Source organism: Acidobacteriota bacterium, assembly GCA_035471785.1.
Classification (GTDB): Bacteria; Acidobacteriota; UBA6911; order RPQK01; family DATIPO01; genus JANQFM01.
Map to the genome: position 1 here is coordinate 12,570 of DATIPQ010000020.1, position 19,704 is coordinate 32,273.

General features: G+C 62.6%; 14 protein-coding genes and 2 tRNA genes. 9 read left to right on the forward strand and 7 right to left on the reverse strand.

All coding sequences use genetic code 11. The features are described from left to right. Positions 1-89 precede the first annotated feature (89 nt). The 5 genes from VLU25_03730 (at position 90) to VLU25_03750 (ending at position 6,112) form a co-directional block, all read left to right on the forward strand. Positions 90-215 carry a hypothetical protein gene (locus tag VLU25_03730; GenBank protein HSR67029.1) on the forward strand — a complete coding sequence of 42 codons (126 nt, stop codon included), beginning with the start codon at positions 90-92 and terminating at the stop codon, positions 213-215. Positions 216-512: 297 nt separating this feature from the next. Continuing rightward, a complete protein-coding gene (locus tag VLU25_03735) occupies positions 513-3,821 on the forward strand; it encodes a serine/threonine-protein kinase (protein HSR67030.1) in 3,309 nt (1,102 codons plus the stop codon). After that, on the forward strand, positions 3,818-4,384 hold the full coding sequence (locus VLU25_03740) for an ECF-type sigma factor (protein HSR67031.1): 567 nt from the start codon (positions 3,818-3,820) through the stop codon (positions 4,382-4,384). Before VLU25_03735 ends, VLU25_03740 begins: the two co-directional genes overlap by 4 nt. Before the next feature lie 108 nt (positions 4,385-4,492). Beyond that, entirely contained in the window at positions 4,493-4,951 is a 459-nt protein-coding gene (locus VLU25_03745; protein HSR67032.1) for a hypothetical protein, read from the forward strand. Positions 4,952-5,176: 225 nt separating this feature from the next. After that, positions 5,177-6,112 (forward strand): patatin-like phospholipase family protein, encoded by a 936-nt coding sequence (locus VLU25_03750; GenBank protein HSR67033.1) that lies wholly within the window; start codon positions 5,177-5,179, stop codon positions 6,110-6,112. Positions 6,113-6,570: 458 nt separating this feature from the next. Here the strand turns inward: VLU25_03750 and VLU25_03755 are convergent, their stop codons facing one another. Next, on the reverse strand, positions 6,571-6,942 hold the full coding sequence (locus VLU25_03755) for a hypothetical protein (protein HSR67034.1): 372 nt from the start codon (positions 6,940-6,942) through the stop codon (positions 6,571-6,573). Positions 6,943-7,223: 281 nt separating this feature from the next. Here VLU25_03755 and VLU25_03760 point away from each other — a divergent pair, with 281 nt between their 5' ends. Together VLU25_03760 and VLU25_03765 are read left to right on the forward strand one after the other, a co-directional pair. Continuing rightward, positions 7,224-7,496: a CopG family antitoxin gene (locus VLU25_03760; protein HSR67035.1), complete on the forward strand. Its 273-nt coding sequence runs from the start codon at positions 7,224-7,226 to the stop codon at positions 7,494-7,496. A gap of 214 nt (positions 7,497-7,710) precedes the next feature. Then, complete coding sequence (locus VLU25_03765) at positions 7,711-8,016, forward strand: hypothetical protein (GenBank protein HSR67036.1); 306 nt, start codon at positions 7,711-7,713, stop codon at positions 8,014-8,016. Positions 8,017-9,168: 1,152 nt separating this feature from the next. On the opposite strand, the gene VLU25_03770 is transcribed toward VLU25_03765, so the two are convergent. The 5 genes from VLU25_03770 to VLU25_03790 all read right to left on the reverse strand — a co-directional run bounded on the left by VLU25_03770 (position 9,169) and on the right by VLU25_03790 (position 11,399). Beyond that, on the reverse strand, positions 9,169-9,453 hold the full coding sequence (locus tag VLU25_03770) for a hypothetical protein (protein HSR67037.1): 285 nt from the start codon (positions 9,451-9,453) through the stop codon (positions 9,169-9,171). Beyond that, positions 9,450-10,049, reverse strand: coding sequence for a hypothetical protein (locus VLU25_03775; protein ID HSR67038.1), 600 nt, complete (start codon positions 10,047-10,049; stop codon positions 9,450-9,452). Before VLU25_03775 ends, VLU25_03770 begins: the two co-directional genes overlap by 4 nt. A 396-nt stretch (positions 10,050-10,445) precedes the next feature. After that, positions 10,446-10,522 (reverse strand) — tRNA-Arg (locus VLU25_03780). A gap of 12 nt (positions 10,523-10,534) precedes the next feature. After that, positions 10,535-10,610 (reverse strand) — tRNA-His (locus VLU25_03785). A gap of 105 nt (positions 10,611-10,715) precedes the next feature. Next, positions 10,716-11,399 carry a lipid-binding SYLF domain-containing protein gene (locus VLU25_03790; protein HSR67039.1) on the reverse strand — a complete coding sequence of 228 codons (684 nt, stop codon included), beginning with the start codon at positions 11,397-11,399 and terminating at the stop codon, positions 10,716-10,718. Positions 11,400-11,809: 410 nt separating this feature from the next. Between VLU25_03790 and VLU25_03795 the strand changes: the two genes are divergently transcribed. Then, complete coding sequence (locus tag VLU25_03795; protein ID HSR67040.1) at positions 11,810-12,904, forward strand: Glu/Leu/Phe/Val dehydrogenase dimerization domain-containing protein; 1,095 nt, start codon at positions 11,810-11,812, stop codon at positions 12,902-12,904. 24 nt (positions 12,905-12,928) lie between these two features. Here VLU25_03795 and VLU25_03800 read toward each other — a convergent pair whose 3' ends face one another. Continuing rightward, positions 12,929-14,095 carry an MFS transporter gene (locus tag VLU25_03800; GenBank protein ID HSR67041.1) on the reverse strand — a complete coding sequence of 389 codons (1,167 nt, stop codon included), beginning with the start codon at positions 14,093-14,095 and terminating at the stop codon, positions 12,929-12,931. Positions 14,096-14,737: 642 nt separating this feature from the next. Between VLU25_03800 and VLU25_03805 the strand changes: the two genes are divergently transcribed. Continuing rightward, positions 14,738-19,690, forward strand: coding sequence for a sigma 54-interacting transcriptional regulator (locus VLU25_03805; GenBank protein HSR67042.1), 4,953 nt, complete (start codon positions 14,738-14,740; stop codon positions 19,688-19,690). Positions 19,691-19,704: the final 14 nt, after the last annotated feature.

Here is a 19,704-nt window from a genome sequence, read left to right on the forward strand (position 1 = left end):
TGTGCGGCGGTGAAAGGGGTCAACGGGCCTGTTCGTCAGCCGGACTTCAAGAAGGTATAAGGAAAGGCAAAAAGGCAAGGTGGGCGAAGATGACAGGCAGCAAATGGCTATCCGCAGTTCTGATCGACGTGCTGGCGGTCTGGGCTGCGGCGGGTACGGTTTGGGCTCAGGAGGAGGCCGCCTCCCACCAGGCCTGTTTCCCCTCGGTCCTTTGAGGCAGGTTGCTCCCTGGAAGGCGGCCGCCTCCCCCAGACTCCTCCCACCAGGCTTCTCTCCGCTCGGTTTGTTGAGGCAGGTAGCCCTCTGGAAGGCGGGCGGCTCTTCCCCCAGAGTCCTCCTGCAAGATCGCCAGCCGGCGGCGGGGTTGGTGTGTGGAAAGGATCGTCGGCGGGTGGGAGGCGCATCCTTGCGGCGATCCCCACCATTGTTGCCAGAAGCCCCTGTGCTGATTTCTGTCTCGTTGGCCATGCCAGACCGAGGCCGTTAGAGTAAAATAAGAGGGTTCTTCGACTATGGCATCCAGCGCCCGCGAATGGTTTCTCCAGATCCTCGACGCGCCGCCCGACCAGCGGGAGCGGCTGCTGGTGGAGTTGCGCCGCAAAGACCCCAAGACACACGCCAAGGTCGAACGCCTGTTGGAGGCCCACAGCGGCAGCGGACCGCTCGACGTTTCCCGACAGGACGGCGACAGCCCGCCCTGGGAGCAACCTCCCGGGCCCATCCCCAGCCTCCCCGCCGGCACCGTGCTGGGAGACTACGAAATCCTCTCGGAGATCGCCTCGGGAGGCGCCGGCGTGGTCTATCGGGCCCGCCAGATCAGCCTCAACCGCATCGTAGCTCTCAAGTTTCTGCGGGTGGGCGAGTTCGCCACCAAGCGCGAGGTCGAGCGCTTCCGGGCCGAGGCCGAGGCCGCTGCCCGCCTCGACCATCCCAACATCGTCCCCGTCTTCGCGGTGGGACAACTGGAGGGACGCCACTACTTCTCCATGAAGCTGGTGGAAGGACGCAGCCTGAGCGAAGAGTTCGCGAGGCTGCGCCAGCAGCCGCGGGACCTGGTGCGTCTCCTGGTCACCATCGCCCAGGCCGTCCACCACGCCCATCAACGAGGACTGCTGCACCGCGACATCAAGCCTTCCAACATCCTCCTCGACGAAGACGGGACTCCCTACGTGGCCGACTTCGGCATCGCCAAGCGCATCGATCCCGGCGAGGACCGCACCGAAACCGGATGGGCTTTAGGCACTCCCGCCTACATGGCTCCCGAGCAGATCACGCCCTCAAAGGGCGAGGTGACCGTGCAGACCGACGTGTACGGCCTGGGCTGCCTGCTCTACCAGGCCTTGGCGGGTCATCAACCCTTTCAAGGACACAATGTTTCGGAGGTCTTCCGCAAGGTCATGGAGGAAGCTCCGCCTCCCATCAGCAAACGTCCTGGAGCCGTCCCCCGTGATCTGGAGACCATCGCCCTCAAGTGCCTGAGCAAAGAGCCCGAGCTGCGCTATGCTTCGGCCCTGCAACTGGCCGACGATCTGGAACGATGGCTCAACCACGAGCCCATCCGCGCCCGCCAATCCAACCTGATGGAGCGGCTCTGGCTGATCTGGCGCCGCAAGCCGGTGGCCACTTCGCTGGGAGCGGCTGTCATCTTGCTGGTGGTGGTGTTGGCCGTGGGGGCTTCGGTGGCCAGCCTGCTGTTGCGCCAGAACCTGGAACGGGCCCAACGGGCCGAACAAAGCGCCACCCACCGGCTGAGGGCGGCGCTGGTGGCCCAGGCCCGCGCCAACCGCAGCAGCGGACTCCCCGGCCAGCGCCTGGCCAGCCTGGGGCTGCTTGAGCAGGCCGCCGAAATCGAGCCGGGGCAGGACCTGGTGGACGAAGCCGTGGCTTCGCTGCTGCTCTCCGACCTGCGGCTCGATCATGAATGGCCGGTCGAGTCTTCGGATCCCATCGCCACCCTCATGCTCGACGGGTTGGAAAGCTACGCGCTGGGCGTCCGCGGCGGACGCGTGGAGATCCGCCGTATCGCCGACAACCGGATGCTGGGGTTCCTTCCCGGACACGGACCCGATCCCTGGTACATGGCGGCTTCCTCCGACAACCGCTATCTGGCCGTTAAGTACCACGATCCCCAAGACGTGGGGCCGACCGCCTCGGTGCGGGTTTGGGATCTGGAAAGCCGCCGGACGGTGCTCGATCTGCCCACGGCCATCTCCGGCCAGTCCATCGCCTTCCTTCCCGGGACTGATCTCCTCTTGTTGGGAGACGACGAGGGAGGCCTGACCTGGTGGGACGTGACCAAGCGACAAAAGGTGCGCGAGGTCGGCCTGCCTGACTATGCCACCGCCCTGGCGCCCAATCCCGTCGATCGACAGATGGCCGTGGCGATCGGTCGCCAGCACCGTTTTCAGATCCGCGATCAGTTCGACGGCAGGTTGATTCGCGAGATTCAGCTTCCCGGCATCATCTTCGCGCTGGACTGGAGTTTCGACGGCCGCTTGCTGGCGGTGGGAAGCGGATTCGACCTGCATGTGTTCGAAGCCGCCACCTGGACGCCTCTAGGTCGCTACCGCGGCCACAACGCCGAGATCGTCGAGGTCTATTTCTCGCCGCGTTCTCCTTTGCTGGCCACCTATTCCTGGGACGAGACGACTCGACTTTGGCACGCCGTCACCGGAGAGCAACTGTTGCGGGCCCCGGTTCGGGCTCGGGGCTTCAGCAAGGACGGCGGCAAGCTGGCCTATCGCACCAAAGCCGGCTTCGGCGTGTGGACGGTGCTGCATGAGGACATGTTCCGGACCCTCTACGGCCACAGCGGCAAGAACCCGTCCCGCGCCGTCTTCAGTCCCGACGGACGTTGGCTGGCCTCGGCGGGAACCGACGGCCTGATCCTGTGGGAGAGCGACGGCTATTGGCCGGCCCGCGTCCTCAGCACTTCGCCCACCGAGGGCTTGTTCTTCCATCCCCTCCAGGGCCACCTCTACGGCTGTACTCAGCAGGGGCTGCTGCGCTGGGAGTTGCCCCCCCATGGACCCCTGGCGGAGGACTTGCGTCCTGAGACTGTGCTGGGACCGACCTGTGAGCGGGTCGCTGTCGATGACTCCGGCCGCAACGCGGCATTGTTGCAGGGGGAGGAGGTCGTCTTGATCGACTTGCAGGATCCGCAAAAGCAGCGCCGTTTGCGGGCCATCAAGGAACTCGACAGCCTTTCCCTCACTCCCGACGGTTCTCTCTTGGCGGCGGGCAACTGGAGAGGCGACCGCGTGCAGGTCTGGAACACGGGCGACGGGTCCGTGCAGGCCGTGCTCTGCCGGGGGCTGGACTCGGTGCGGGTCGGCTTCAGTCCTGACGGCAAACTGCTCATCACCGGCTCCAACCTCAGCTATAAGGCTTGGGAAGTGGAAACCTGGAGGGAGCTCTACAGCATCGAGCGCCCTCTCAGGGTTTCCAACATCGCAGGTCTCATCGATTTCGACGAGGGCAGCGGACTGATGGCCATTACCTCCTCGGTGCGGCAGATTCAACTCGCCGATCCCCGGTCCGGCCAACCCTTGATGAGCCTGGAAACTCCTGACGCTCTTGTCTTCGAGGGACTGCGCTTTTCGCCCTCGGGGGATCTGCTGGCCGGAATCAGCGGCACCAACCGCATACAGATCTGGAATCTGCGGCGCATCCGTCAGCGCCTGCGCCAACTCCACCTCAGCGGACCGCCCCCAGGGACCGTCCCCGGCCAAGACAGTGCGCCCCCTGCTGACGGTGAACCCGCCCATCCCGCCCCCGCTCAGACTGCTCCCATGCAGACATCGGAAAGGAATCCAAGGTGAGCTCCGAACCCATTCAAGTCACAGCCCTGCTCAAGGCCGTCAACGCCGGCGACGACGAGGCCTACGAAGACCTCATGGACCGCATCTACGACGAACTGCGGCGCTTGGCCGGGGCCCTCATGCGCAGCGAACGTCAGGGACACACGTTGCAGCCCACGGCGCTGGTCAACGAAGCTTTCCTGCGTCTGGTAGGAGGGCAAACCGAGTGGGAAAACCGGGCCCACTTCTTCGCCGCCGCGGCCCGCTCCATGCGTCGCATCCTGGTCGAACACGCCCGCCGCAAGTCGGCTCAGAAGCGGGGCGGCGAGGCCCAGCGCGTGACCTTCGCCGACCTCGACATCGAGTCCGCCGACCCGCGCATGGACCTGCTGGGCCTCGACGAAGCCCTGACCGCACTGGCTGAAGAAGAGGACGAACGTCTGGTCAAGGTGGTGGAGCTGCGCTTTTTCGCCGGCTGCAGCGTCGAAGAATCGGCCCAACTGCTGGACGTTTCCACCGCCACCGTCAAGCGCGACTGGTCCTACGCCCGCGCCTGGCTCTACGACTTCATGAAGACCCGCTGACTTTTGCCGGGGGTGCAAATCTGAGAAGATCCTGAGGAACTGCGTGCCGACGGCTACATGCAAGTTGCCGAAGGATAGGAATCTGACCATGCAATTTTTAACTGAACGATGAAATCAATATTCTTCTTAGCCACGTCTCTGGTGTTCGCTTCCGTCTGCTGGGCGCAGAAAACGCCGATCAAGTTCGATTTGTCGGCAGCAGGACTAGAGGATCGAGCCCCCATCTTCCGCGCTTTTGATGCCGCCGAGGATAGTCTGGAAGACGCCACCCCGCTTTCAACATCTCCCTCCAGGACGCGAACGTTAGTTCTCTTGGAAGAGTCCGATTTGACTGAAGTGCCCTACGACAAGTCACTGGCCAAGGCGGTCATTTTAGAGAAGGACACCCCAGTCGCCACGGTCCTGGTTCGCGGGTATCGCGGCTATTCATTCGCATGGATCAACGAGGACCTGCTGCACCTGTACGGCTCCCCGGGAAGGTGCGTTACGTTGGACTGGATTTACGACGTATCGTCCCGCAATGTGCTCTACCATGCCGCCTACCAGCATTGCGGTGTGAGGAAATAGGAGCGATTAACGACGAAGAAGCCTCGGCAGAGATCGTCGAGGAACCGGGAATTGACAAATTGCGAAAGAAGACCGCGAACCGCTCGCCCGAGAATATCGGCGAGTCCATCGCTCGATTTTCCACCCGAGGTGCAGGTGACGATTTTCCCCGAACGTCCGCACGCCTTCTACGGCGCCGCTCAGATTGGAGAGACCGCCAGGCTGCACTAAAGACAGGAGGTACCCATGGCAAAGTATCGTGTCCTCTCGATTGATGGAGGAGGCATCCGAGGGCTCCTCACGACCGTCGTTCTTCAGAGAATCATCGCAACGCCGGGACTGGAGGATTTTCTCGAAGAGACCGATTTGATCGCCGGCACATCCACTGGCGGTCTGCTGGCGCTTGGGATCGCCCAGCAGCTCGACCTGGCCACAATCCGAGACTTGTACGTCGAGCGGGGGCCGAAGATCTTCGACGACTCTTGGCTGGACAACCTCGGGGATCTGGGCAAACTTCGAGGGGCCGACTATGGCATCAAGGGTCTTCGCCGGGAGTTGCGCAAGCTCTTTGGTAATACGACACTGGGCCAATTGAAAAAGCGTGTCTTGATCACAGCTTTTGATCTTGACAACGAGGACCCGAAGTCAGAGCGTCGTACCTGGAAGCCGAAGCTGTTCCACAACTTTCCCGGTCCCAATAGCGATCGGGGTTTCCGTGCGGCGGACGTCGGCTTATACTCCAGCGCCGCACCGACATACTTCCCCTCGGTCGACGGTTACGTTGACGGTGGCGTCTACGCCAGCAATCCGGCCATGTGTGCGCTTGCCCAAACCCAGGATGCCCGTTACAAACCGAATCCTTCGCTGGATGAAGTGTTCCTGCTGTCACTTGGAACAGGTGTGAGCTTGCAGTACATCAAAGGAAAGTCCCACGATTGGGGCTACGCGCAATGGATCAAGCCCTTGATCAGTCTCATGCTCGATGGGACTGCCGGAATCGCCGACTATCAGTGCCGCCAGATTCTAAGAAACCGCTACCGCCGCATCGCCCCGGTCTTCCCATCTGGAACGACTGTGCCTTTGGATGACGTCGACAAGATTCCTTACCTGATTGAGTTTGCAGAATCATTACCGATTGAGGAGGATATCAAGTGGCTGAAGCAAACCTGGGATCCTGCCTGAAAACGGCAACAGCGGGGCGAAGGCCGGCTTCGCACTCGGTGGTATCGCGCGGGGTATCTTTGCCCTCGGGTCGTGCAGCCATCGGGGTCGCCAGCCTGGGAGGTGTCGCGATCGGCATTGCCGCGCTCTGCGGTGCAGCCGCTGCTGCAGGTTGAGCCCTTTGCCGGTCTGATTCTGCTGGGTTTCGCAGTCTTGAGTGCCTTGGCGAGCTTCCAAGTAAGCGGCAAAGCAATTGTCTCGGAAGAGGGCATCGAATACAGAAAGCCGTTCTTGTCAGGTAAGTCCGTTCGGTGGCGAGGTATTTCCGGTGTGAAGGAGACTACAACGAACGTCACCTTCGCAGCGCACGCAAGGATGAGAATGCCCTCGGGCTCCACACTGCGGCCGGCTTTCAAGAAGGCCGTGGAGGACCTGAGGAACGCCCTGCTGGATCATATCCTGGGCGAGAAGGGGTGGGACTAGCGGATTCGCAGTTTCTTTGAGAAGCTCAACCCGTTGATACTGGCTTCCAGTTTGACCTTGCGTCTGCGCTCCCAAAAGCCGGGCGGTATAGGGAAGTAAATCTCTACTACGTTAGGTCCAACCGTAGCGGCCTTGAGGATCCCCTTCTTCTTCCCCGGAAGAGTAGTACCCGGTTCGGAGAACCGCTTGGCCTCGATGCCTTCTAGAAAGGCTTGCCGATCCACGTCCGAGAACTCCGGAGTCGTGCCGCCCAAGGCAGGTTGAAACCCCAGCCTGACGATGGCCCAGCGGGTCGTGTCATAGTCGAGTTCGCATGCCGTGTTGAGTTCGGGATCGACTAGAAGAGCGAAGTAGCGAAACCCGCCCAAAGCGGGTCCTGCAAATCCAGCCTCAAGACGATCCGCAGCGTTGCAGGGCGGCGAAGCGATCAGGAATAGAGCGAATAGGAGCATGAGGTACTAACTTCAACGCGGGAAAGTGGTCGCTCCCCTCAAAAAAAGGTTTCCTTCCGTTTTGCACAGATGGTGTGCAACTGGCAAACTTGCGCAGGACGGTATCTGTTCTGCGTGGTCATCCGGTTTCCCGACGGCAAGGGATTCCCGGTCACAGCTCGCGAAATGACTCGACGGGAGAAGGCAAGATTCAAGAAATGGAAAAGGAAATGAGACCACCGCGCATCCCCGAGACCGACTCGATTGAAGAACTCGCTCAGTTTTGGGACACGCATGACTTGACGGATTTCGAGGACGATCTCGAAGAAGTCACTGAGCGGGTGTTCATCCGTGGAAAATCGGTGACTGTTCCCATCAAACTAGACACACAGGATGTTCAAGCACTCAAGCGGATTGCCGAGTCCAGGGGCGTAGGGGAAAGGACTCTTCTTCGTCAGTGGGTTCGCGAGCGGCTGCGCAAGTCGTCCTAGGAACGGAAGGAGCGCCGAACAAGTGGCTGCACCAGACGGCGGCCACCTCATTCTCCTGAATCTTCAGGGAAGTAGCCGCCGCCGGTGAGCCACAGAGCGTTGTGAGGCTCAGGAAGCGAAGCTTTGAGGGGATAAGGCGACTTCAATAATGCTTCGAGGTAGGCCCTACGCTCATTTTCATAGACTGTTTCCTCAGGCTGGAGCTCCAGACGACATGGATATTGCTCAAGCCGGAAGTCTGCTGAGTTCGCTGGGAGACGATTTACGAATTTTAGAGGCGCCGCTGCGTGGCGCCTGCATCAAGCTAACGTTGCATGGCATTCCCGTTATCATTGAGATTGGATATGCCAGGATTCCCGAACGGTACGTTCTGGAGGTTCATATCCTCGCCAGGATGACCGAGATAGCGGGTGACCGGATCGCTGCCGAGGTTGCCCAACAATTGGGAGGTTCTGCCGATTGTTGGGAGCATATCCGCTATGCAGCTGACGTCGTGCCATTGGCGTGCTGTTCCGAATGATGGACCTACATACGAGTAATCCCCAGCAAGAAGATCTTTCTACCCATCCCATGCCCGACGTGCGTCTCGCGAATGTGTTCGCGGCGGGGTACAACGAAGTCCAGAAGCGTTACCCGAATAGAACGGAGGAGTATGTGAACAACTTTCGCCAAGCCGCCACCGACATCCGAGAGCTTTGGGACACCCTTCAACTGCCTGCTCCCAGTTTCGCTGATTGGCGCGATGACATCGGCAACGATGTTGTCACCTATCGGAAGACGCTAGACGAGTTGGAGGATTCTTGCCTAGACAGATTCGCTTGGCAAAGAGCAGATGAGATTAGGGCGAGAACAGGACAACACCCGCGATAAATCGCGCCGCTGATTCACGACGTTCGGCTGTCAATTCAGGACGATCAGTGCCGTGCGGGGTGGTGTGCTCGGGCTGCTGTTTGACACTCCATTCGTGCTATCCTTCGTAGTATGGAGACACGCGGGACAGTTCATGGGCAAAGAGTGGAGCTGGAGAAGCCGGTTCCCAGCCTGGAGGGCAAGCGAGTTCGCGTGCGGCTTGAACTCCTCGATGAGGAACGGAATCTTTCCCCCGCACAGCAAGCGGAGCTTTGGCGCGAGTGGGTTGAATCGGGACCGCAAGGCCCGATCGAAGATGACGGCGATGGTTGGCCGTGATTGATCGGGGCGACATCCGCTGGTTCCGATTTGACCGTCCGGACAAGCGACGCCCAGTTCTTGTGGTGGGTCGGTCGGATCTATTGCCGAGTTGGCCGCTCGTTCCTGTCATTCCGCTGTCTAGCCAAATTCGTGATCTGCCCTGGGAGCTTCGGTTGGGACCGGACGACGGTCTACCTGGTCCTTGCGTAATGAAACCGGAGTGGATTCGCTCGGTCCCAAGAGAACAACTGGGCCCATGGCTGGCAGAATTGCCTGAGGAGAAGTGGCCGGAGGTCACGCGAATTGTTGTCGACATCCTGGGCCTGTCGCTGACGTAACCGGTGTCGAACATGCGCTTGAAGCTGGCGCTGAGGACCCAGATAGACTGATCTGCTGGAGAAAGGCGGCGCAACTTAAGCGCTGATCGTTATGCCGGGAGATCGGGAGAAGAGGGATGAAGGTACTTGCCCTCCGCTGCAGCAATCGCGATCTCGCGTACGCCCTAGTCGCAGGCACCAAACAGGCGCCTGCCGTAGAACAGAGATCGCTGGACTGCACCACCTGTCGAGCAGGGAAGTGACTGCCGGCCAAGATTCCCGCTGATTTGCAGGATCAGGCCAACGTGCTCCTGAGACACCGCCGAAGCCACCACTTGGGAGAGGCCATTCGCGAGCCTGGAGTCGCCCGAATTCGTTACATCGATCTTGCTGTCGTCCAGTTTGAGCACCGTGGCACTTAGGTGGCAGATGGATGAAAGAGCTATTAACGCAATTTCCAAGGCTCTCATCGTCTGTTCTCCTGGCGCGGCTGCTGATCAAATTCCTCCAGCACCTCGAAGTACTCGTATTCGGGCGTGGGGAAGGCGATCAACTCGATGGTTGGACGAATCTCTTCCTCGAGAAAGCCTTCAATCGAATTACGAGACACTCCCTCCGCTTCCAGTTCCTGAAGCATCGTGTAGTAGATGTCCCTCAGCCGATGTACCCCGCGACGCGTAAACTCCATCTGGATTCGCGTGAATTCGGCGGGGCTCTTGTCCCTGATCTTGATGTAGTCGAGCCGGTAGGTCTTCAGCACTCTGGCCAATAGCGCTGCCCGCTCAAGGCTTCGGGATGCCTCGCTTTCGGGAAGTATCCCGAGTTCGTGCGCGAGCACATTCCAAGACGCCTCTCCCCGCGTGTAAACTTCAAAAGCGTGCTCAAAGAAGCTCTCGACCACGGTAAACTTTGGGATCTCAGCGCCCGTACGCCGATAGACATTCTCGCTCTCGGGCCCTGGAACCCTCAGAATTTTCTCAGTTTTGCCAGCCTCTTGGGCCGCCGCTGAAACAAGAAAGCAAAGCGAAAACAGAAGTCCGAGGATCCATGATCTGCGATTTCTCATGATCTACTCCTCCGCGAATTTGTTGGGTCAGTCTTTCTTGACTCTGGCCACCGTGCCGCAGGAAAGCCAAAGAATATTGTAATGTAATTTCGTTTAAACAAAATAAGGTCTAGGCATGTCGCTTGGAAATTTCAAGAGATTCGTTCATTTTTGCACCAGATAAAGCACGACGCGACGCCCACGTTCCGAACGGCGAAACGCAATTTCGGCCTATCCTCAGCTCTTTGGCGTCCTCCCGTCTCCACTCCATCGGGCAAGCCGAGCGCGAAGCTGTGGCCGTTTTCGAGCGGGCAAGCGGCAAAGTCTCACACGCGGCTCTTACACAGTGAGACGGCGCATTCCTTTCACCAAATCAGCAAACTAGAAAAAACTCAGGAAAGCCGCGGGTTTAGAGGGTGGCACGCCCGGCAGGACTCGAACCTGCGACCTGCGGATTCGAAGTCCGACGCTCTATCCAGCTGAGCTACGGGCGCGCAGGGGGAGGTTGGGGTGGGCGACGGGGATTGAACCCGCGACCACTGGAACCACAATCCAGCGCTCTACCAGCTGAGCTACGCCCACCTCACTTCGAAGGGAAGAAGTATACCTGCTTCGCCCAAGGCTTCGCAACTGCCAAACTCCAACCTCCAACTCCCAAAAAAGGCCGATGCCAACGGGGCTCCCTGCTTAAGGCAACTTGTCGAAGAGGGCCTGGCCGTGGGAGGGGTTGGTGGGGACTTGGTGCTGGAAGAGGATCTGCTCCGGGTCGAGGCGCTTGCCGTAGTAGTCCTTGATGGCCTTGCCGTCGTTGCGGACGCTCGATCCGTCCAGGGAGATTCCCGCGAAAAGTCCCTTGGTGCGTGCGTAGGCCAGGATGTCGGCGTTGAGGGCCACGTCGGTGTCGGCGGTGGCTTGGCGTCCTACCGGGCCGGCGGCCACCGAGGCGTCTCCGCCCAGGGTGAATTCGCTGCGCACCAGGCTCCTGGCTCCCTTTTCGCTCATGATGAAAAGGACCAAGTCGGAACTCTGGCCGCCGATCTGAAGTCCGAAGCTGCCGCCGCTGATGGTGAGGAAGCTGAGAGGACTCCACTTGCCCGAATCGTTGCGGCAGGTCACCACGCCCTTGCCGTGCTTGCCGCCGAAGATGAAAGCGCCCTTTTTGAGGGCCGGGATGACGGCTACGCATTGGGCGTCTTTGAGGAGGCGTTCGGGGACGCCCTGGTCGGGGGCGTTGATGAGCTGCCCGTAGACTTCTCCGGAATCCTCGACCCGCTCGATCAGCTTCTTGTCGATGGCCAGGGCCCATCCGGCGCCGAGAAGCGATACCACAACGACTGCCAACACCGTCACTCGAATATTGCCTGCTATCATTGCCTGCTCTCCTTCAAAGCTCTGCGCTCCTTACTCTGCCTGTTGCGCCTCGGGCCTCGGAATCCTGCTTCAACAACAGCATACTGCAAAAGAGGCTTTTCGGCAGCTTGAGGCGGGTTCAGGACCGCCGCAGGGATGCGCCTACCACCAGGCTTGTCTTCATCGCTTCTTTGAGGCTTGTCGCTCCCTGGAAGGCGGGTGGCCCTCCCCCGGACTCCTGCTACCTTCCAGGAACCGACCAGCTTCCGGAAGCTCGAGAGACGGCTGGCTTCGACCGACGCTTTCCAGTATCCTAAAATCGCATTCCGGGCTGGCTGGCTGGGCGTCCATGGCAATGCCCGCTTCCTTCGCCAGCCCCCCTCAAAAGGGGTCCCCAGAGGATCCCACGACAAGGATTTGGAGGAAACCAATTGGAGCTATTTCAGGAATTCGGCGCCCGAGGCCATGAGCAGGTAACGTTCTGTCACAAACCTGAGTTCGGCCTTAAGGCGATTATTGCGATACACGACACTACTCTAGGGCCCGCTCTGGGCGGGTGCCGCATGTGGCAATACGACTCGGAGCAGGAAGCCATCATTGACGTCCTGCGCCTGTCCCGCGGAATGACCTATAAGGCCGCCGTCACCGGACTCGAGCTGGGAGGCGGCAAATCGGTCATCATCGGAGATCCCCAGAAGGACAAGAGCAAAGAAATGTGGAGAGCCTTCGGCCGCTTCGTTGAAGGGCTGGGAGGACGCTATATCACCGCCGAGGACGTAGGAACCAGCGTCCACGACATGGAGATCGTGCGGGCGGAAACCCGCCATGTCACCGGGATATCACGCATGCTGGGAGGCAGCGGCGACCCCTCGCCCGTCACTGCCCGCGGAGTCTACGTGGGCATCAAGGCGGCGGCCAAGTTCCACCAGGGACGCGAATCGCTGCAGGGCCTCAAGGTAGCCATCCAGGGACTCGGCCACGTAGGCATGCACCTGGCCGACTTGCTGCACCACGACGGCGCCGAACTGGTGGTCTGCGACATCCACCAGGAGCACGTCGAGGAGGCAGTCAGGCGCTTCTCGGCCCGTCCCGTGGGTGTCGACGAAATCTACAGCCAGAACGTTGACGTCTTTTCGCCCTGCGCCTTGGGGGCGGTGGTCAACGACCAGACCATCGACGTGTTGAAATGCGCGATCGTGGCCGGTGCCGCCAACAATCAGTTGGCCATCGAGAAGGTCCACGGTCCGATGCTGGCCGAGCGCGGCATTCTCTATGCGCCCGACTACGTCATCAACGCGGGAGGCCTGATCAATGTCTTCCATGAGATGAAGGGCTACGACGAAGAGGCGGCCCTGGATCAGGCGGACGGCATCTACGACAGCCTTTTGAGCATCTTCCACGTTTCTAAGGAACGCGACATACCGCCTCACGAGGCCTCCAACCACGTGGCCGAGGAAAGAATGCAGAAAGCCCGCGAGCGCCGCCGCGACCGCCTTCAGAACATCTACCTGCACGGCGCCAACTGAGATCATGGCTCCAATGGGTCGGCCTCAATCGAGGCGCGAGGGCGAAGGCAGGAGACGGGCGAAGAGCAGGGCGACCAGCAGGGCTCCGGCCCCGGCAACGGCGTAGGTGATGCGGGTGCCGGCGGCTTCCATGAGGTGTCCGGCCAGGGCGTTGGAGGCAATGGCTCCGGCGCCTGTGCCCGCCATGGCGGCCCAGGCCTGTGAGGTGGAGCGCAAACGCAGGGGGGCGGCGGCCTCCAGGTAGACCGGGCCTCCCAGCAGCAGCCCTACGACTCCGATGCCGTGCAGGCACTGGACGGCCGCCAGCAGAGCCAGGTTGTCGATCCAGGCCGAGAGAGTCCAGCGCAAGCCCTCGGTGAGGGCGCCCAGTATGAGCAGCCCGCGCGGCCCCAGCTTTTCCAACAGGTATCCGAAGCGCAGCACCAGCGGAATCTCAAAGGCCAGCAGAAGGACCCAGATCAGGGAGACCTCGGCCGTGTCGCCGCCCCTCGACCTGATGAGTAGGGGCATAAGGTAGACGGGGCCCTGAACGAAGAGGTGGACGGCGAAGAGCAGCAGCAAGGCCCGGACCACCGGGGCATGACGGGCCAGGCGGCGAAGGTCCCCCGGCAGCGAACGCAGCGTCAGGGTTCCCCGCGAGGGGAGCAGGAGGGCCAAGGCTGCGGCGCCGGCGAAGAGCACGGCAGCCCAGGGAAACATGGCGGCCAAGTCGGGAGAACCAGGGGCCGTCCACCAGGCGGCCAGGTAAGGCTCGATCCAAGGAAAGCTTCCCGCAACGCAGAGGACCCCCACCGTCCCCCAGACCCTGACATTGCCGAAGCTGTCGCGTCCGCTGCCGGAGAGGGCTCCCAGGCTGACGGCGAAGCTCATGGGCACCAACTGGCGCTCGAAAAAGGAAAGCGCCACGGTGGCCGCCAGCAGGGCCGCGAAACCCTCCACCCAGCCCACCAGCAGGCTGCAGGCCGCGGCTCCCAGGCAGCAGAGCGAGAGCAAGGTGCGGCGCAGTCCGGTGCGGTCGGCCAAGGCGCCCCAGAGAGGCTGCGACAGCAATCCCGTCAGGGGAAGCATGGCCAGGATCCAGCCCACCTGGCTGGCCCTCATTCCGATCTCGTCCAGGTAGAGGCTGAAGAAAGGAAGAAAAAGACCCTTGGTGCCCAGTTGCAGAAACCAGAAGGCACTCAAGAGCAGCATGAGGCGCCGCATCGGCAAAGCATACCCAAGACCGATCTCAAGTGCGACCGGCGAGGCGGCTGCCTGAGACTCCGGCGGGGATCGCCGCAGGGATGCGCCTCCCACCAGGCGTGTCTCCCATCGGTCCCTTGAGGCCGGTAGCTCTCTGGACGGCGGGCGGCCCCCCCTCCAGACTCCTCCTACCGGGCGTGTCCTCCCTGGTCCCTCGAGGCAGGTGGCTCTCTGGACGGCGGGCGGCCCTCCTCCAGACTCCTCCTACCGGGCGTGTCTTCCTTGGTCCCTCGAGGCAGGTGGCTCTCTGGACGGCGGGCGGCCCTCCTCCCCAGACTCCTCCTACTTTCCAGGAACCGACCAGCTCCTAAAGACTGAGTGGGTGGAGTCTGGTGGGAGGCGCATCCTTGCGGCGATCCCCACCGGAGGTCCAAGCGACCGCTGTGCTGACTCTTGTATGAGGCGTCCAGGCAAAGACAAAAAGGCGAGCCGTCCCGCATCCTCCTGCCCTTCGCCAAGGCTATGGAGGGCTTCGCTGTACGCACATGAGGTACTGGCGGCATTCAAACCGCAGCCCACGGTTGGGAAAGTTAAGTGAAAGTGAATCTCTTGGCTTGACTTCTGAATTTCCAATGAAATAATTGCAGCGTTTTGCAAATAGCAGAGTTAAGCCGTTACCAGATCGGACATCCGCTTGAAGATGGACCCGACCTGCGCCTCTTTTCGCTCTCCGGCAAAGAGCCTGGAGCGGCACTGGCCCTGCGCCTGCTCGACCACGACCTGACGCATCCCCAGGACCGCCGGCGCGTGGAGGAGCTTTGGGAGACACGTCGGCGGCTCATGCATCCCGCCCTGATTGCCGTGCTCGATCTCTACTGGCGAGGGCGCAAGGCCGGGTTGGTGGTCCCCGACCTGGGTCAGGAGGGCGGGTGGCAGCCCTACCCTTTCGACAGTCCCCTCGAGCAGCGCCTGCTGGACGCGCTCGTAATCAGCGAATTGCTGGTCTATCTGCACCGCCGCGGTTTTTGCTGCGGACTGCTGTCCCCCGTCAAGCTCTGGCGCGGACCTCAGGGAGTGCTGCTCAACGTTGTCGAAGGAGCCCGTCCCGAGTCCGGGCGGGACCTGTCGCCCGACCGGGTCCGCTATGCCTCTCCCGAGTTCCTGCAGGGGCGTCCGCCCGACGCTCTCTCCGACCTCTATTCGCTGGGCATGCTGCTTTACCGGCTGCTCACTGGTTCGCCGCCTCTTCAGGAAGATGATCCGGCGGCCCTGCGCCAGAAGCAGATGCTGGCCTCTCCCGCCGACCCGCGCCGCCTGCAGCCGACGCTTCCCGAAGAAGCCGTTCAGATTGTCTCATCCCTGACCCACAAGGAGCGCCCTCTGCGGCCGTCCAGCGCTGACTCGGTGGTGACGGCTCTGCGTTCGGCTTGCGCTTCCATGGGCTTGACTCCGCGTCCTTCCCCGGCGCCTCCGCTGAGGGCCGGACTGACAGGACGCGAGCCCGAGGTGGATCGGCTGCGGCGGCTGCTGGACGAGTATCAAGAGGACGGGCTGTCCCGCCTGCTGGTGGTGCGGGGCGCGGCCGGAGCAGGGAAGTCCCGGCTGCTCGAGCGCCTGGCCAAGCTGGCCGCCTCGCGGCGCATCGAGCAACTCGACGGAGAGGAGCCGTGGAGCGGCTCAGGGCGCGTCCTCTTGTTGGGAGGCAGGGGCCCGGCCGCGCAAGCCCTGGCCGATCTCCACGACGACCCTCAAGCTGGCAAGCCTGGTCCTCTCATGGCGCTGGAGGAATGCGTAGGCGAGTCCCGCGCCTTGCCTGAGCAACACCCGTGGCTTTGCGTCATCGATTTGGCTCCGCTGACCAGCGAGGAGTCGCGCCACCTTGTCGAGGATGCGCTGGCCGAATCGCTGCCGCCTGAGCGCTTGCAGCGGCTCCTTGCCCAGGGCTGCGGCAATCCCTTCTTCCTCATGGAATGCCTGCAGCAGATGGTCCGCAGCGGAGAACTGCGCTTCCGCCGCGGACGCTGGCGCCGCGACCCCCTGGCTTTCCGCTCTGGAGCGCCGCCGGCCAGCCTGGTGGAAAGCCTGCGCCGCCAGGTCGAGAAACTGCCGCCGCCACTGGCCCGGATCATGCGCGTCCTGGCCTTGGCTGGCGACCCTCTTCGCTTGTCCATGCTGGCGGAGGCGCTGGACGACTCGCTCTCGTCCACCGAGGAGCGGCTGGGCCGCTTGCAGGAGCTGCGCCTGGCCCGCCTCACCGGCACCCTCTCCAACGCCTGGGCCTCGCTTCACCACTCCTGGGCCGCGGCCGCGCTGGCTCCCACCCTGGACGCGCGGGAAGGCCGCCGCATCCATCTGGCCGTGGCTGCCGGATACCGCAAGCGTCTCTGCCCCCATTCCTCCTCGGCTGAACTGGCCTCAGCCTTCAAGCACAGCCTGCGGGGAGGCGACGCTGAGCAGGTCAACCTGCTGGCGCGTCCCGCCATCGAAGGACTGGAAGCCGAGGCCCAGTTCGCCCCCGCTGCCCGTTTGCTGGAAGAGGCGTCCGCCAGCGGGCTGCTGGAGGAAGCTGCCTGGAGAGTACAACTGCGTCTCCTGCGCCTGCTCTTCCGCTGCGGCGAACTGGAGCGCTGCCAGCGATTGGGAAGCGAGTTGCTCGACCATCCCCAATTGCAGGAGTCCACCCGGCGGGCCCGCCTGCTGGCCTTGCTGGCGCGGGCCGACCTGCTGCGGGGAGAAGGGTCGAAAGCCATCGACGGACTGGAACGCGCTCTTCGTCATCTGCAGGGCCAGGCGCCGCTGGAACTCGATAACCAGGTGCGGGGCGAATTGTTGGCCGCCCTGGCCTATAGGGGACGCCGCCAGGAGGCGCGTCCGCTGGCCCGCCACCTGCTGAGGGAGATCGAAGAGCGCTCCCGCCATCGATCCTTCGACAAGGTCTGTCACGCCCTCTTTCTCTACTTTTACCTCCTGCGCGGAGACAGCCGCCGCGCCATCGCCTGGGAAGTGAAGGCCATCGACCTGGCTTTTCAAGCGGGACGACAGGAAAGAGCCTTGGGCCGTCTGCTCAGCCTGGTGCTGATGCGGGCCGAACAGGGACGGCTCAGTCAGGCCGCTTCCATCCTCAATTATGTGCGCCGTGTTCCGGCCCTCAGCCGCCACGCCGAAGCCGGGCTTTTCGCCCGTCTGGCCGAATGCCTGCTGCTGCGGCGACGGGGACGGCACAGCCAGGCTCTGCAGCGCCTGCACGAGCTGCAGGCCGCCAACCGCAGCGCCAACCGCAGCCGCAACCTGGGGTCCGCCCTGCACATCGAGCAGGCCCGCAACTACAATCACCTGCTGCAGCCCCAAAGAGCGCTGGAGAGCCTGCAACGCAGCCGCCGCCTGCTGGAAGAAGAAGAAAAGTTCGAGGACGCTCTCGATATCCTGCTGGAAGAAGTCCGCGCCTGGCTCCTGTTGGGACGCAGCGGGCGCGCTCGCCGCCTGCTGTCGCGGCCAGAGTGCTCGCTGCCCTCTCCGCGGCGTCTCGACTTCGCTCTGCTGGCGGCCCGCCTGCATTTACAGGAGGGCGACTCCGCCCAGGCGATCAAGCTGGCGGCGCCTCTGAAGCATCATGACGAGCGCGGACTCGAGGCACTGTTGACCACGGCCCAGGCTCACCTGGCGGGCGGCGAAGGGGAAGAGGCCCGGCGGCTGGGAGAGCAGGCCTGGCAAGCCTCCCGTGCCGCGGACGACGACCACCTTCAGATTCAAGCCTTGACGTTGCTCTCGGAGTGCGATCTGGAGCGGGACGAACCGAGCCGGGCCGCTCTGCTGGCCCGCCGCGGACTGCAGATATGCGTGCGCCTGCAAGCTCCTCCGCTGCGGGCCGGATTGCTGGGGCTGCTGGGCCGCGCCTTGGCCCGCCAGGAGCAGGCCGAAGCGGCCCTGCGCTGCTTTTCCCAGGCCCTGCTCATTCTCAAAGAGGCGCTTTTTCACCTCTCGGCGGGCCGGCGCAGGTCCTTCGCGCGCCTCCACATTGAGCCGCTGGAGAGGCGGCGCGCCCGATTGCTGCGGCGTCATCAGCGTGCCGACAGGGGAAGCCATCTGGTGCACCTGCGCCGTTGGATGTCGGCCCTCGACAAGGCCTCGCAGCCCAGGCAATGGGCCCCCTTGCTGCTGGAAGCGGTAACCGCCTGCCTGCCCGCCGCGGGACGCGTCTACCTGGCTGAGGAGCAGCGGCAGGAACCCTTTCAGATCGCCTCGCGAGGAGACTGCCGCCACGACGGACGAGCCCTCTTTCACCAACCCGGTTCGCAGGCCTTCGACACACTGCGCTGGCAAGAGGAGGGGGCCCTCAGCCGTTTGGGAATCCCGCTTATCCATCCCTCGGGAAGGCAGGGACTCCTCTACCTGGAATGTCCGCGCCAGGCCGTGTCGGAAACCGAGATCGACTACCTGCTTTGCCTGACTGCCTGCCTTGAAATGCGCTGGGAGCGCCATCTCGGATCCGACGCCGCCGCAAGCGGCCGGGGAGAGGAGAATCAAGCGCAAGTGCCTGTCACTTCCCAGAAGGATGACTCCGCCATCATCGGCCGCGACCCCGCCATGTTGGAACTGATGGAACAGGTACGCCGCATCGCGCCCGCTTCGGCCACCGTGCTCATCTCAGGCGAAAGCGGCACCGGAAAGGAACTGGTGGCTCGGGCCCTGCATCGCTTCAGCCGCCGTCCCGGACCCTTCGTGGCCGTCAACTGCTCGGGAATGCCCCGCGATCTGATCGAAAGCGAGCTTTTCGGGCACGCCAAGGGCGCCTTTACCGGGGCTGCTCAAGACAAGCGCGGACTCTTCGAGGCCGCCTCGGGAGGCACGCTCTTCCTCGACGAAATCGCCTCCATGCCGGCCGGACTGCAGCAGTCATTGCTGCGGGCTCTGCAAGAAGGGCGCATCCGCCGGGTGGGGGAGACGCGCGAAAGGGGAGTGAATGTGAGGGTGGTTTCCGCCTCCAACCAGCCGCTGCCTGAACTGGTGTCGCAGGGAGACTTCCGCGCTGACCTCTACCACCGGCTCAACGTCTGCCACTTGCAGATACCGCCCCTGCGCCGCCGCTCGGGGGACGTGCCGCTGCTGGCCAGCCACTTCCTGGGCCGCCTCTGCCGCGATCAGGGTCGCAAGGTTCGTCTCTCCTCACAGGCCATGCAGACGTTGGCTTCCTATCACTTTCCCGGCAACGTGCGGGAACTGCACAACCTTATCGAGAGCGCCTTCTATCTGGCGGAAAAGAGGACCATCTCAGCCGACGACCTGCGTCCGCGGCTTCAGCAGCAGGATGCAGGCGGATCATCCTTCGGGCGGCATCGTCAGGCCTTCCAACAGATGATTTCCGGCGGAACGGATTTTTGGCGGGCCGTCCGCGACCCTTTCCTTGAGCGCGACCTTTCCCGTTCCGACGTCCGCCGGCTGATTACCCTGGGTTTGACCGAAAGCGCCGGCTCCTACCGCAAGCTCACCGCCCTTTTCAACCTCCCCGACAAGGACTACAAGCGCTTCATGAGCTTCCTGGCCCACCACGACTGCAAAGTCGACTTCCGCCCCTTCCGCAGCGCCGCCCGCGAATCAGCCGACTGAACGGTGTTCGCAAG